Below are 14382 nucleotides of genomic sequence, written 5' to 3'. Positions count from 1 at the left end.
TCAGGTCTCCCGCGTCAGTTTGAAATCGGAGCCGATGCCCGTGATGGCCGCGACGGCGAGTTGCGCCATGGCTTCGAGATCGGCGAGGTCGCAGCATTCGACCGTCGAGTGCGAATGGCGCATCGGAAAGCCGATATCGATCGAGGCCACGCCTTCGCCCACCAGTTGGACATAGGAGAGATCGGTCAAAACCCCCACCTGCGCCGAGCGCTGGAGCGGCATCGAAAGCTTGTCGGCGGTGCGCTCGAACAGGTCGACCAGCGCAGGATGCGGGATCACACCGTTGAGCGTTCCGCGGCCATGGAAGGAATAGAGGCTGATGCCGGGGCCGCCGCCGAGCCGCATCTCGCCGCGGTCCGCAAGCTCCGGCGTGTCGGTGGCGAGCATCAGGTCGATCTGGATAGCGATATCGGGCTTGAGCGTCTGGGCCGCCACCAGCGCGCCGCGCAGGTTGAACTCCTCCTGCACGCTGAACACCACATGCACGGTGGGGCGTGCCCTGCCGCCCTTCGCCAAACCGCAGGCGATCTCAAGCAGCGCCGCGCATCCCGCACGGTCGTCGACCGAGGTGCCGGCCACACGATCACCGGCAAGTTCGATGACGCGGGACTGATAGACCACCGGGGTGCCGATGCGGATGCCCGCCGCCTCCACCGCCTGTTTCGATCCGTGGCCGGTGTCGATCAGGATCTCCGGCGCGGTCAGCACCTTGTATTTCTCGTCGGGTGTGGTGGCGTGATGCGCCTTGTTGATGATGATGCCCGGCACGTCGCGGGTTTCGCCGACACACAGCGTCACCGCCTGCGCCGCCATCGCGCGCTCGGACACGCCGCCCATGCGCTCGACCCGGATCAGCCCGTCGGCCTCGATCTTTCGCACGAAGAAGCCCAACTGGTCCATGTGAGTGAAGATCATCACCGACGGGGCGGCAGCATCACCCTCAAGCGTGGCAATCACATTGCCCATGCGGTCGACGCGGCTTTCGATACCGGCCTCCGAGAGCCGGTCACGGATGTAGCGCGCAACCCGTTCCTCGTGGCCGGAAAGGCCGGGGATCATCATCAGGTCGGCGAGTTCCCTGCGCAGCCTGTCGCGCATCACGCGCCCCCCCGCGCGGCGCGGGCCCGGTCCATCAGGTCCTGGGCGCGGTTCGGGTCGATCGCCTTCCAGGTGTCGCCGTCGATCTTCAGTGCCGAGCCGATGACGCAGCCGTCGGCTATCGAGAGGATATCGGCGATGGTGGCATGCTTGACGCCGGTATTGGCGAGCACGGGCGTGTTCGGCAGCACCTTCTTGACCGCTTCGAGATCCGACAGCGCCGCCGCCTCGCCGGTGATCTGGCCGGACACGAGAACGGCGTCGGGGATGGAGGAAAACACTGCGCTGCGGGCGCGGTCGGAGAGCGGCCGGCGGTCGAGGCTGTCGGCGAATTCCGCCGAGACATTGTAGAGCATGGCAAGATCGCGCCGGCCCAGCCGGTCGCGGTAGCGCATGGCCTTGCCGGCGTCGGGCGTCCAGGGACCCATGTCGCTCGCATAGGTGCCGGTGAAGATCTCGCGCACAAACTGGGCGCCGGTCGCAGCCGCAAGCGCGATGGTGCTCATCGGGTCCCAGAGCACATTGACGCCGAAGGGCACGGTGATCTCGTTGCGGAGCTGGCCGATCACATAGGCCATCGTTGCGGTGGACGCGGTATCGACCGCAAATTCGTAAGGCCGGTCGTTCTCGTTGCCGAACATGATGGCGTCGAAGCCGGCGGTCTGCAGCGCGGTGAGGTCGGCGCGCGCGGCAGTGACCAGCCCTTTGATCCCGGCCTCGCTGTCATGCAGAGGCGAACCCGGCAGCGCCCCCAGATGCACCATTCCGATCACGGGCTTCTTCTGCCCGAACACAGTCCTGAAATTGCTCAAAATAATCCTCCCTTTGCGGCAAGGCCCCGGCGGGACTATGCAGCCGATCCACAATTATACTAGCATGTTAGCAGGCAGGGAGGCGCAGATGCAATTGAAGACACGACATTGGGACAGGCTCGGCAATGGCGGGCTCAGCTTCACGGAACTCGGTTTCGGCACGGCGCCGCTCGGCAATCTCTACCGGGCGATCAGCGAGGAGGAGGCCGATGCGGTGCTTGCCCGCGCCTGGGATCTGGGCCTGCGCTATTTCGACACCGCGCCGCTCTATGGGCTGGGGCTTGCGGAAACGCGGATGAACCGATTCTTGCGCGGAAAACCGCGCGGCGACTATGTGCTCTCCACCAAGATCGGGCGTCTGCTCAGGCGCTGCGAGGCGGGTGAAGAGCGCGATTGCATCGGCAAGTTCTTCGACGTTCCGGCGCGCAAGGAAGTCTATGACTACAGCTATGACGGGGTGATGCGCTCGTTCGAAGCCTCGCTCGAACGGCTCGGGGTCGACCGCATCGACATCCTGTTCGCTCACGATCTCGATATCTTCAATCACGGCAGCCAGGAAGCGCTCGACGCCAAGCTCGCGGAATTGATGGACGGCGGCTATCGGGCGCTGGTGGACCTGCGCGATCAGGGCGTGATCACGGCCTTCGGCGCGGGCGTTAACGAATGGCAGCCCTGCCAATGGATGGCGGAGCGCGGCGATTTCGATTTGTTCCTGCTCGCGGGCCGCTACACGCTGCTCGAGCAGGAGGCGCTCGAAAGCTTCCTGCCTCTCGCCGAGCAGCGCGGGATCGGCGTGATCATCGGCGGGCCCTACAATTCCGGCATTCTCGCGACCGGGCCGAAACCGGGCGCCTTCTACAATTACGACCCGGCGCCGCAGGCGATCCTCGACCAGGTGGCGCGGATCGAAAAGGTCTGCCAGCGCCATGGCGTGCGCATGGTCGATGCCGCGTTCCAGTTTCCGCTGCGCCATCCGGCGGTGGTGTCGGTCATCCCCGGCGGGCAGGGTGTCGCCGAGGTCGAGGCCAATCTCAAGGCCGCGACCGCGGAGATGCCGCAGGCGCTGTGGGCGGATCTGAAGGCCGAGGGCCTGATGCGCGCCGATGCGCCGGTCAACGGCTGAGGAGGGACGCATGCGGATCGATTCACACCAGCATTTCTGGCAGCCCGCGCGCGGCGATTATGACTGGATGCCCATGGACAACGCGATCCTCGCCCGTCCCTATGTGCTATCCGACCTCGCCCTGCATCTCGAGGCCTGCGGCATCGGCGCGACCGTGCTGGTGCAGGCGGCGGCGACCGTATGCGAGACCGAATACATGCTCGGCATCGCCGATGCGACGCCGTCGGTGGCGGGTGTGGTCGGCTGGGTGGATTTCGAAAACCCCTCCGATCTCGAAACCTTGAAGCGTCTGTCAAAGCACCCGAAGTTCAAGGGCGTGCGGCCGATGATCCAGGACATTCCCGATGTCGACTGGATGCATCGGGAGGACGTGCAATGGGGTTTTCGCGCGCTGTGCGATTTCGATCTCACCTTCGACGCGCTCGGCTTTCCCCGGCACCTCGACAATTTCCTCAAGCTCCTGAAGCGCTATCCGGACATGCGCGCCGTGGTCGACCACTGCATGAAACCGCAGATTCGCAGCCATGGCGAGCAGAGTTTCCGCGTCTGGGCCGACGGCATGGCGCGGATCGCGGACCAGACGCGAGCCTGCTGCAAGCTCTCGGGGCTCGTCACCGAAGCCGCGCCGGAGTGGACCGAGGCCGATCTCGCCCCCTATGCAAGCCACGTGATTTCGGCCTTCGGGGCAGAGCGGGTGATGTGGGGCTCCGACTGGCCGGTCTGCCGTCTGGCCTCGGATTACGAGACCTGGTTCGCGACGGCGGAAGGGTTTGCAGCGGGATTGAGCGCGGCCGACCAAGGGGAGATCTTTGGCGGAACGGCGAAGCGGTTCTATCGACTTGAGGTCTGAGCCATCAGCATGCGAACCGCGGCGGGCGTGATCATGTGGCGCTGGTCGACAGGGGTCGAGACATGCAGCGCGGCTGCCGCCTGCCCGAAGCGGGCCGCGGCTTCGAGCGGGTGCCCCGATGCGCTGGCGGCGGCAAGTGCGCCGAGAAAGGCATCGCCCGCACCATGGGTCGAGACAACCCCGACCGCATGACCGGGATGGTGGGTCGCCACACCTGACTCGTAGAACACAAGGCCGTCACCCCCGAGCGTGACGATGACCGCGTGCGGGCCGAGCCGGCTCAGCGCCTTCGCGGCCTCAAGCGGATCGAGGGTGGCCTCCGGTACCGACAGCAGGTCCGCCGCTTCCACCCGGTTGACCACGAGAATGTCGATCGCATCCAGAAGGTCCGCGCCCATCGGCCGCGCAGGGCCTGCGTTCAGGATCACGCTCGCCCCGGCCGCCCGGCCCTTGAGCGCGACGGTCAGGTTGACCGCTTCGGGGACTTCGTTCTGCAAGAGCACCACCTTGGTATGCTCCGGGACCGAGATCAGCGACGGGTCGATGGCAAGATTGGCCGCCGAAACGATCACCGCGCCATAGCCGCCTGCGGGGTCGACAATGGCGACGCTCATGCCCGAGGCGCCGGCGCCGCGCTGCATCTGGCTGGTGTCGACGCCGGCATTCGCAAGGGTCGTAAGCAGGCTCGCGCCGAAGGCATCGTCGCCGATCCGGCCGGCGAAGGCGGTGGGCGCGCCCATGCGTGCCGCGGCGACCGCCTGGTTGCCGCCCTTGCCGCCCGCAATGTAGCGCACGCCGGTGCCGGGCACGGTTTCATCGAGGCGGGGCAAATGCGGCGCGTTGACGACGACGTCGTAATGCAGTGAGCCGCAGACGAAGACGCTCACCGGCCCGCCCCGTAGAGCGCGTCGGCGACGATCCGCAGGGAAGCGGTGGCGTCCTGGCGAGCGATGGCCTCGGCAAGGCCCGTGTGACCGGAAAGGCTGGCCGCGATCGCGCGCAGGCGCTCGGCCATCACGATGTTGGCGCTGGCTTCGGCGCAGGGGTCGAGGCCGCCATGATCGGGGAAGGTGTCGAAATAGATCACGCCGTCATAGCCCATGGCGTCGAGTTCGGCGAAAAGTTCCACCGTCTGCACCGGATGCACCGACCCCACCATCAGCCCGTCGTCGCGCTTGCCGTAGCCGTCGTTCAGATGCACGCCCAGAAGCTTCGAATGCCGCGCAATGAGGCGCGCCGACTGCGCCGGGATCTCGTCGGCATAGAGCACATGGGCGAAATCGAGCGTGACCCCGAGGTTCTTCCGGTCCGCGTCGCGGATCGCGAGCAGCGTTGTACCGATGTCGGGCATCAGCGCATAGGCGCGGGGCTCGTTGGGCTTGTATTCGATGGCGATGTCGATCTGCGGATTGTGATCGGCCACGGCCTGGATCGCGGCAATCGTGTCGTCCCACATCCGTGCGTAATCGCCCTGGAAGGAGTAATCGACCCCGTCCTGGCCCATCCAGAGGGTCATCAGCCTGCCGCCCATCGCCGCGAGCGCGTCGAGGCCCTTTTTTGTGATGTCGATCGCGGCCTGGCGCACCCTGGCGTCGGGATTGGTGAAGGCGCCGAGCCGGAAGCCCGGGTCGGTGTAGTAGCGCATCGCCAGCCCGTTGAGCGCCATGCCGTGGTCCGACAGGATCGCCGAGAGCTGCTGCGGCGAATGCGCGTCGAAATGGTCGGGATAGTTGAGATCCGCCGCATCAAGCCCCTCGACCGTGCCGGCGCGGGCGATCATGTCGGCCGCGGTCGGCTTTCCCGGAAGGCCGGTCTTGAAGGCGTTGAGGCGGGCGGCATAGCGCGGTCGATTGGAAAGCACGGGCATGGGAAGCCTTTCGGGGCGGGGTGACGAACCGCCTTCAGATGCGGGTGTCGAACAGGTCGGGATGCTGCTCGGCGAGCGGTTCGAGAAAGGTGATCAGCTGGCGCAGATGATGGCGCGTGGCCGCGCGTGCAGCTTCGGGGTCGCGGGCCTCGAGCGCCGCGACAATGGCCTTGTGCTCCTCGAGCGTGGCCTGGATCCGCCCCGGCGCAGGCAGGATCAGCTGCCGGGCGCGGTTGACATGCACCCAGGCGGTCTCGGCCATGCCAGCCAGCCGCTTGTAGCTGGTGAACGACAGGATCAGCTCATGCATCTTGGCGTCCATCTGGTAGAAGCCGGCATTGTCGCCGTCCTGCATCAGCGCTTCCTGGATGCGCAGGTTGCGCCTGAGCAGCACGAGCTGCTCCTCGGTGATGGTGGAGGCGACGATCTCGACGGCCGCCAGCTCCAGCGCCTCGCGCAGGAAGGCGCCTTCGCGGATCTCCTCCACCGAGAGCCGGGCCACGAAGGTGCCGGCCTGCGGCACCACATTGACGAGGCCTTCGGCGGCAAGCCGCGCGACGGCTTCCGCGACCGGCGAACGCGAGACGCCGAGTTCGGCGCAGATCTCCTGCTTCTGCATGATTTCGCCCGGCCGGAAGGTCAGCCCCAGGATCGCTTGTCGAAACGACATGTAGACCTTCTGGGCCAGTGAGCCGGAGAACTGGTCCAGGGGGGGAAGGGCAGGGCGTGGGGTGGTGTCGTCAGACAGCGGTCTATCCTCAGGGTTGCAGCATTCTAGAATGTTAGATTGAGATCGGGTCTGTCAAGCAAACCCTCGGGCGGCATGGCCGATATGGCCATGTCCGCAGCCTGGGGCCGCCGGCTGACTGCGGCATCTGTGTCATCTGTTCGAAGTTCCCTGGAAGCGCCACCCCGGCCCAAGGGGTTGTTTTGGGGCGTGATCGCGGAGCCTGGAGGCGCCCGGCTGGCTGCCCTCGTCCTACACGGACTCCCGTTCGACGATCGTGCATTCGACCTTCAACTGGTCGTGGCTGCTTTTCAGCCCGCCGGCTATGTCGTGGATCATTTCCACCGCCATCGCGCCCATCTGGAACAGCGGCAGGTGCAGCGTCGTCAGCGGCGGGCGGAGGAACTGGGCAATGTCGCGGTTGTCGAAGCCGATCACCGAGACGTCGCCGGGCACCGACTTGCCGCGCTCCTTGAGCGCCTCGATGCAGCCAAGCGCCATCAGGTCGTTGGCACAGAAGATCGCGTCGGGCGGATTGGGAAGATCCATCAGCGCATGGGTTTCGGAATAGCCCGAGGACGGCTCCCAGTTGCCGTAGCGCACCAGCGCGGGATCGAAGCTGAAATCGTTGCTGGCGAGCGCCTGCTTGTAGCCGCGCAGCCGGTCGCGCGGGTTGTCGAGGCCGTCCTGGCCGTTGATCAGGCCGATGCGCTTGCGGCCGGCCTGGATCAGCCGCTCGGTGGCGGCGCGCCCGCCCGCCACGTCGCCAGGCAGGATCGAGGGCAGGCGCCGGCTCTGGTCGTAGCAGTTGACCAGCACCGACGGCAGCTTGAACAGGGCTGCCGGCGGGTCGATCTTGCGGGTCAGGATGGTGCCGAAAATATAGCCCAGCAGCGGCTGCCGCTGGCACAGCGAAAACACGTCCTCGTTCGGATCCTCGCCGGCGCGGAAGATGCCGAGCGTGACGATGACGCCGAGTTCGAGCGCCTTTTCGCGCGCGCCCTCGAAGGCGAGCGCCATCCACGGGTCGGTCGTCAGTTCGTCGGTGAGGAAGGCAATGACGCGGTTTTCCGAGGGCTCGGCGGCCACAGAGCGGTTCGGCAGGCGGTAGCCGAGTTCGTTGACGGCATCCATCACCCGCTTGCGCGTCGCTTCGCTGAACCGGGCGCCCGAACTGCCATTGAGGATCAGCGATACCGTGGCCTGCGACACGCCCGCCCGCGCGGCGACATCCATCATTGTCGGTCTCAAGGCATTCTCCATGCTACGTGCCCTGGCGCCCCGAATTCGCGTTCCCCTAGGTGCGCAGGTTGCGGAATCGGTCGAATGCCACGGCCACGATGATGAAGGTACCTATGAACATTCCCTGCCAGAAAGTCGAGATGCCGAGCAGGATGAGGGAATTGCGGATCACTTCTATCAACAGCGCGCCGACGACCGCGCCAAGCGCGGTGCCTTCCCCGCCCGCCAGATTGGCGCCGCCGATCACCGCGGCGGCGATCACCGTGAGTTCCATCGCCTGGCCCAGATTGGTGGTGACGCTGCCGAGCCAGCCGGCCATCAGGATGCCGGCGAGCCCGGCGGTCAACGCCGAGAACATGTAGATGCTCACCTTGAGCCGTTTGACCGGGATGCCGGTCAGCACGGCTGCGTTTTCGTTGCTGCCAATGGCGAAGAGATGCTGGCCCCAGCGGGTCCATTTGAAGACCAGCGACATCACCACGGCAAGAATGGTCATGACCCAGAGCGGATGCGGGAGCCCGAAGGTGGAGCCGCCGCCGATCCAGAGCAGCAGATCGTGGTCCGGGCCGAACTCCCAGATCATCTTGTTGTCGGAGAGAACCATGGCGAGCGAGCGCGCCGCCGACAATGTTCCCAGTGTGACGACGAAGGCGGGCATGCCCGCATAGGCGATCAGTACGCCGTTCACGAGCCCGACGAGAAGGGCCGCGCCGAGCGCCAGCAGCGCGGAGATCCAGAAGGGCAGGCCCGAGGCCATGGCGACGCTGATCACCATGGCGCTCAGCACAACCGTGGAACCGACCGAAAGATCGATGCCGCCCGAGGCGATCACCGCCGTCATGCCGATGGCGATGATGGCGACGAAGGCAAAGTTGCGGGCGACATTGAAGAGATTGCGTTCGCTGGCAAAACTGTCCGTGAGCAAGGTCAGCGCCAGGCAGGCCAGAACGGCCGCGGTGAAGACCCAGAAGAGCTGAAGTCCCCTGATGCGCGAAAACAGGCTCTCGTGCTGGGAGCGGCCGATGATGTCATCGAGTGTGGTCATGGTCTTGTCCTCCTAGGCGGCTTCGATGGCGCCGGTGATCAGTCCGGTCACTTCTTCGGGGGACGAATCGGCCGCGGGCTTGCTGCAGACGAGTTGGCCGCGGCGCAGCACCGCGACCTTGTCGGAAACGCTGAAGACGTCCGGCATACGATGGCTGATCAGGACCACGCTGATGCCGCGGTCGCTCAGGCGCCGGATGAGATCGAGCACCTCGGCCACCTGCCGCACCGAGATCGCGGCGGTGGGCTCATCCATCATAACGATCTTGGGCTCGGACAGCAGCGTGCGCGCGATGGCGACCGCCTGGCGCTGGCCGCCCGACATCTTGCGCACCAGGTCGCGCGGTCTCGTCTCCGATTTGAGCTGCTTGAAGAGCTCCGTGGACACCGAATTCATGCGCCGGTAGTCGATATATTTCAGCGGCCCCAGGCTCCGCATCGGCTCGCGTCCGAGAAACACGTTGGAGGCCGCCGTCATGTTGTCGGCGAGCGCGAGGTCCTGGTAGACCATCTCGATGCCTTCGCGCTGCGCGTCGATCGGCCTGTGGAAATCGACCGGCTTGTCGTCGATCCTGATGCTGCCGGCCGACGGCCGGAAGTTTCCGGCGATGATCTTGACCAGCGTCGACTTGCCCGCGCCGTTGTCGCCCATCAGGCCGAGCACCTCTCCCGGTTCGATCGACAGCGACACATCCGACAGCGCCTGAATCGCCCCGAAATTTTTCGACAGTCCTGAAATCACTAGCCGCGACATTCTTCCTCCTCGCGCTTTTCGCCCTATGGGTGCGCCGTTTGATCGCCGCCTTCCCGCTCCTCCACTGCGCAGTCTAGCACGCCGCATCACTAATATCTTGACTTAATATTATTAGTAAACAACACTTGCGAAAGAAATGGCAGAAAAGGGGAGGGATGGATGAGGTTGCTGGTGACGGGGGCGGCGGGAAAGGTGGGGCAGGTGTTCATTCCTGCCTTCCTGGCCGATCCGCGCTTTGCGGACTGGGAGATCGTCGCGCTGTGTCACAACCGTCCCGTGGAGCAGGGTGAGCGGGTCGCGATCGTCTCGGGGTCACTCTCCGACGCCGCAACCGTTGCCGAGGCCATGGCCGGGGTCACGCATGTGCTGCATCTGGCGGCCGTCAAGGAATCGCCGGGCCTGATCTTCGATGTGGCGCTCAAGGGGCTCTACCTGCTGCTCGAGGCTTATCGGGGATCGGCGGCGTCGCGCCAGTTCATCCTGCTGAGCGGGGACTGCGTGGTCGGCCACATCTTCCAGCCTTATGACGCGCCGATCACGGAAGCTTCCGCGCGCAAGGCCTATCCGGGCTGCTACGCGCTCACCAAGGTGCTCGAGGAGACCATGGTCGAGCAGTTTGGCGTCCAGTACGGCGTCGACTGGACCACGCTGCGCGCGCCCTGGATCATGGAAAAGGACGATTTCCGCTTCGCGCTCGACTTCGGCGACGGCCAGTTCGGCGGCCCGCCCTGGACCGAGATCGTCGACGAGGCGGCGCTCGCGCGCTACCGCAATGGGCGCTACGTGCCGGTGCTGCGCGATGCCGGCGGCAATTATCTCAAGCGCAATTTCGTCCATGTCGACGATCTGGTTTCGGCGATCCTGGCGTCGATCGCCAATCCGCGCGCCTATGGCCAGCTGTTCAACATCGCGATGGACCGGCCGGTGGATTACGGCGCGGTGGGCCGGCTGCTGAAGGCCGGTGCCGACCTGGAGCCGATCGAGATCGACACCCCGTTTCACAGCAACTGGCTCGACAATTCGAAGGCGCGGATGGTGCTCGGCTGGGCGCCGGAGGTGGGGCTCGAACAGCTCGCCGAGCGCGCGTTTCACTACGAGCGCGAGGAGAACGACCCGCGCGTCGTCTGGTATCCCGGTTAGGCAGGAGGCTTGCCGGTTTAAGTGGAGGAGAGAGACATGAAACTGAAACTGATGGCCATGACCGCCTTGTCGGCGGTGGTGCTTGCGGCCGGTCCGGTCGCAGCACAGGAGAAGAAGACCCTGGCGATCGTCGTCAAGGGCCTCGACAACCCGTTCTTCGAGCAGATCAATCTGGGCTGCAAGAAGTGGATGTCGGAAAATGCCGACAGCGAATATGAATGCCTTTACACCGGCCCGGCCTCGTCGGCCGACGAAGCCGGCGAAGTGCAGATCGTCGACGATCTTCTGACCCGCGGCGTGGCGGCAATCGCCATTTCGCCCTCGAACGCGCCGGCCATGGCCAACCGCATCCGTGCGATTGCGCCCTCGGTTCCGGTGATGACCGTGGACGCGGACTTCCTCGAGCAGGACCGCGACCTGCGCAAGACCTATCTCGGCACCGACAACTACCTGATGGGCGTGAAAATGGCCGAGCAGGCCGCTGCGCTCAAGCCCGAGGGCGGCACGGTCTGCCTGCAGCTCGGCAACGTTGCCGCCGATAACATCAATGCGCGCGCCCAGGGCTTCCGGGACACCGCATCGGGCGAAAAGGGCATCGACCGGCTGACCGGCCAGGGCGGCTGGACCGAGGTCGAGGGCTGCCCGGTGTTCACCAACGACCAGGCCGATCTCGCCAACCAGCAGATGTCGGACGTGTTCACGGCAAACCCGGATCTCGATGCCTTCATCCTGATCGGCGGCTGGGCGCAGTTCGCGCCACAGGCCTACGCGCAGGTGACCGACCAGGTGATGGACAAGCTCAAGAGCAAGGAGCTGATCATCATCGCCGGCGACACCCTGCCGCCGCAGACCCAGGCCTTCCGCGATGGCCGCAGCCATGCGCAGGTCGGTCAGCGGCCATTCGAGATGGGCTATCGCGCGCCCGACGTCATGATCCAGCTGATCAATGGCGAGTCCGTCGAGGATCCGCTGTTCACCGGACTTGACGTCTGCAACCAGGAAGATCCCGGCTTCTGCGCCAACAACTAGGGTTCTCCCGAGGGCGGCGGGGTCGGTCCGCAAGGGCTGCCCCGTCGTCTCTCTCGCGGCCGGTTGGTAATATTATCAGTTATAATCGTTCGCGGAACCTGCTGTTTTCAATCGCGGCCTGGGAGGAACAGGCTGCAGGGAGGAATGACATGTTCAATCTGAAGTCGATTATCATCGCAGCCGGGGCCGTGCTTGTCGCCGACGCCGCCGTGGCGGACGAAAAGCCCGCGCTCGCATTCGTGGTCAATGCGGCCTCCGATTTCTGGAAGCTGTCGGAAGCCGGCGTGAAGGCGGCCCAGGCCGAACTTCCCGGCTACGAGCTGCAGTTCCGCTATCCGGCTCAGGGCACGGCCGCGCTGCAAAACGCCCTGATGGACGATCTGGTGGCCGCAGGCACCGACGCGATCATGATTTCGTCGGCGGACCCGAAGAACTCGATCGATGCGTTCAACCGCATCGCCGCCCAGGTGCCGCTGTTCACCACCGACAGCGATGCGCCTGACAGCAACCGCATCGCCTATCTCGGCTCGTCCAACACCGCGGCCGGCGTCCAGGCCGGCGAGATCGCGGTCGAGGCGATGCCCGATGGCGGCAAGTGCATGGGCTTTGTCGGCTTCCTTGGCGCCGACAACGCGGTCGAACGCATCGCCGGCTTCCGCCAGGCGGTCGAGGGCAAGGGCATCGAACTTGTGGACGTGCGCGGCGACGACGTGGATTTCGCCCGGGCGCGGTCGAATGTCGACGATGTGCTGGCCGCCAATCCGGACATCACCTGCATGGTCGGGTTCTATTCCTACAATCCGCCCAAGATCTACGAGGCCCTGCAGGCCGCCGGCAAGCTCGGCGAAATCACCGTGATCGGCTTTGATGAAGATCCGATCACGCTCGGCGCCGTGCGCGAAGGCAGCTTCGCCGGCACCGTGGTGCAGGACCCTTACCAGTGGGGCTATCAGGGCATGAAACTGATGGCGGCCTATCTGGAAGGCGACAAGTCCGGAATCCCGGATGACGGGCTGATCATCGTGCCCACCAAGAAGATCAGCAAGGACAATGTCGATGCGTTCGAAGCGGAGCTCAAGGCCCGCATCGGAGGATAAGGCGGCTCATCCTACCGCCTTGTCCGAGGCTGCACGGGCCCGAAAGGTTCGTGCAGCCTTCCCGTGGCGTCTTTCATGCGGACCCCCAGATGACTGAATTGACGAACGGCCCACTCTCGCTCGAACTCTCCGGGATCACCAAGGTCTATCCCGGTGCGGTCGCGCTCAACAAGGTCTCGCTGGGCATTCGCGGCGGCGAGGTGGTCGGCCTGATCGGCGAGAACGGCGCCGGCAAATCCACGCTGATGAAGGTGCTCGGCGGCACGATCGCGCCCGACGAGGGCGAGGTGATCATCGATGGTCAGGCGGTGAGCGCGCTCACGCCGGCGCGCGCGGCCCGGCTCGGCATCGCCTTCGTGCACCAGGAACTCAATCCGTTTTCCAATCTCGACGTGACCGCCAATGTGCTGCTCGGGCGGGAGATGCGCGGCGGCGCCTTCGGGCTCATCGACCGGGCGGCGATGGAGGAGAAGGTCCGCCCCATCCTCGAGCTGCTCGGCACCCGGTTCGGCCCGCGTGACCCCGTCGCCGATCTCTCGCTCGCCGACCAGCAACTGCTTGAGATCGCCCGGGCGCTGTCGATCAATGTGCGGCTTCTGATCCTGGACGAGCCGACCTCCAGCCTGACGATCTCGGAAACCAACCGACTGCTCGCCGTGATCCGCAAATTGCGCGACGACGGAGTGGCCGTGCTGTTCATCACCCACCGGCTCACGGAAATCGTCGAGGTGGCCGACCGGGTGGTGGCGCTCAGGGACGGCTGCAATGCGGGAGAGCTCGACCGCGGCGAGATCAGCCGGGACCGGATGGTGCGGATGATGATCGGTCGGGATGTGAACCAGTTCTACGACAAGTCCGACCATGCGCCGGGGCAGCCGGTGCTGGCGCTCAAGGGCGTGCGCACCAAAGCCTATCCGACCCACGCGGTGGATCTGAGCCTGCGGGCTGGCGAGATTACCTGCCTTGCGGGGCTTGTCGGCGCGGGCCGGACCGAGCTTGCGCGCGCGATCTTCGGCATCGATGCGCTCGAAGGCGGTTCGGTGGAGATCGGCGGCCGGCGGCTTGCGAGCCACTCGGTTCCCGACGCGATCGCCGCGGGCATCTGCCTGGTGCCGGAAGACCGCAAGGCCGAGGGCCTGTTTCTCGACTTTCCCATCCTCGAAAACATCGCAATGCCAAGCCATAGGGCAATGGCGCGGGGCGGCTTCGTCGACCTGGAGGCGGAGACGATGCTGGCGAATGCCTCGAAGGACAAGCTCAGAATCAAGGCTGCGAGCCTCGACCGGGCGGTGGCGGAGCTGTCGGGCGGCAACCAGCAGAAGGTGGTGCTCGCCAAGTGGCTGGCGATGAACCCGAAGGTGATCATCCTCGACGAACCCACGCGCGGCATCGATGTCGGCGCCAAGGCGGAAGTCTATCAGCTGATGCAGGCGCTGGCGGCCCAGGGCGTGGCGCTCCTGATGATCTCGTCGGACATGGAGGAGGTGATCGGCGTGTCGGACCGGGTGGCCGTCATGTGCCGCGGCCGGATCAGCGGGGTGTTGGAGAGGCACGAATTGAGCGAGGAAGCCATCTTGTGGCTTGCCGTGGAATAGAAAG

Annotated in this window: 14 protein-coding genes; 6 read left to right on the top strand and 8 right to left on the bottom strand. The window is 65.4% G+C overall.

Going from position 1 to position 14382, the window contains the following annotated elements:
• Both AWJ14_RS02445 and AWJ14_RS02440 read right to left on the bottom strand, forming a co-directional pair.
• Entirely contained in the window at window positions 1-1098 is a 1098-nt protein-coding gene (locus AWJ14_RS02445; RefSeq protein WP_066174434.1) for a M42 family metallopeptidase, read from the bottom strand.
• Window positions 1098-1910 (bottom strand): BtpA/SgcQ family protein, encoded by an 813-nt coding sequence (locus AWJ14_RS02440; RefSeq protein ID WP_066174432.1) that lies wholly within the window; start codon window positions 1908-1910, stop codon window positions 1098-1100. The genes AWJ14_RS02445 and AWJ14_RS02440 overlap by 1 nt, the downstream gene beginning before the upstream one ends.
• A gap of 94 nt (window positions 1911-2004) precedes the next feature.
• On the opposite strand from AWJ14_RS02440, the gene AWJ14_RS02435 reads away from it, so the two are divergent.
• Both AWJ14_RS02435 and AWJ14_RS02430 read left to right on the top strand, forming a co-directional pair.
• Window positions 2005-3033, top strand: a complete 1029-nt coding sequence (locus AWJ14_RS02435) for an aldo/keto reductase (protein ID WP_066174828.1) — start codon at window positions 2005-2007, stop codon at window positions 3031-3033.
• Window positions 3034-3043: 10 nt separating this feature from the next.
• Window positions 3044-3883, top strand: coding sequence for an amidohydrolase family protein (locus AWJ14_RS02430; RefSeq protein WP_066174430.1), 840 nt, complete (start codon window positions 3044-3046; stop codon window positions 3881-3883).
• Here the strand turns inward: AWJ14_RS02430 and AWJ14_RS02425 are convergent.
• The 6 genes from AWJ14_RS02425 to AWJ14_RS02400 all read right to left on the bottom strand — a co-directional run bounded on the left by AWJ14_RS02425 (window position 3865) and on the right by AWJ14_RS02400 (window position 9517).
• The gene (locus AWJ14_RS02425; RefSeq protein ID WP_066174425.1) at window positions 3865-4770 is read right to left on the bottom strand and encodes a PfkB family carbohydrate kinase; all 906 of its coding nucleotides are present in this window, start codon (window positions 4768-4770) and stop codon (window positions 3865-3867) included. The genes AWJ14_RS02430 and AWJ14_RS02425 overlap by 19 nt on opposite strands.
• Window positions 4767-5750: a sugar phosphate isomerase/epimerase family protein gene (locus tag AWJ14_RS02420; protein ID WP_066174422.1), complete on the bottom strand. Its 984-nt coding sequence runs from the start codon at window positions 5748-5750 to the stop codon at window positions 4767-4769. The genes AWJ14_RS02425 and AWJ14_RS02420 overlap by 4 nt, the downstream gene beginning before the upstream one ends.
• Window positions 5751-5784: 34 nt before the next feature.
• Entirely contained in the window at window positions 5785-6438 is a 654-nt protein-coding gene (locus tag AWJ14_RS02415) for a GntR family transcriptional regulator (RefSeq protein WP_280949298.1), read from the bottom strand.
• A 291-nt stretch (window positions 6439-6729) separates the two neighbouring features.
• The gene (locus AWJ14_RS02410; protein WP_245304099.1) at window positions 6730-7728 is read right to left on the bottom strand and encodes a LacI family DNA-binding transcriptional regulator; all 999 of its coding nucleotides are present in this window, start codon (window positions 7726-7728) and stop codon (window positions 6730-6732) included.
• A gap of 46 nt (window positions 7729-7774) precedes the next feature.
• A complete protein-coding gene (locus tag AWJ14_RS02405; protein ID WP_066174413.1) occupies window positions 7775-8764 on the bottom strand; it encodes an ABC transporter permease in 990 nt (329 codons plus the stop codon).
• A gap of 12 nt (window positions 8765-8776) precedes the next feature.
• Window positions 8777-9517, bottom strand: a complete 741-nt coding sequence (locus AWJ14_RS02400; protein ID WP_066174410.1) for an ATP-binding cassette domain-containing protein — start codon at window positions 9515-9517, stop codon at window positions 8777-8779.
• A 159-nt stretch (window positions 9518-9676) separates the two neighbouring features.
• Between AWJ14_RS02400 and AWJ14_RS02395 the strand changes: the two genes are divergently transcribed.
• From AWJ14_RS02395 to AWJ14_RS02380, 4 genes are all read left to right on the top strand, one after another.
• On the top strand, window positions 9677-10657 hold the full coding sequence (locus AWJ14_RS02395) for an NAD-dependent epimerase/dehydratase family protein (protein WP_066174407.1): 981 nt from the start codon (window positions 9677-9679) through the stop codon (window positions 10655-10657).
• 42 nt (window positions 10658-10699) lie between these two features.
• Window positions 10700-11686, top strand: coding sequence for a substrate-binding domain-containing protein (locus AWJ14_RS02390; RefSeq protein ID WP_171904806.1), 987 nt, complete (start codon window positions 10700-10702; stop codon window positions 11684-11686).
• A 149-nt stretch (window positions 11687-11835) separates the two neighbouring features.
• Entirely contained in the window at window positions 11836-12783 is a 948-nt protein-coding gene (locus tag AWJ14_RS02385; RefSeq protein WP_139112499.1) for a sugar-binding protein, read from the top strand.
• An 89-nt stretch (window positions 12784-12872) separates the two neighbouring features.
• Window positions 12873-14378, top strand: a complete 1506-nt coding sequence (locus tag AWJ14_RS02380) for a sugar ABC transporter ATP-binding protein (RefSeq protein ID WP_066174400.1) — start codon at window positions 12873-12875, stop codon at window positions 14376-14378.
• The last annotated feature ends 4 nt before the right edge of the window (window positions 14379-14382 follow it).

Source organism: Parahoeflea olei (assembly GCF_001703635.1).
Taxonomy (GTDB): Bacteria; Pseudomonadota; Alphaproteobacteria; order Rhizobiales; family Rhizobiaceae; genus Hoeflea; species Hoeflea olei.
The sequence above is the reverse complement of the archived record's forward strand: the minus strand, read 5'-3'. Positions and strand labels throughout refer to the sequence as shown.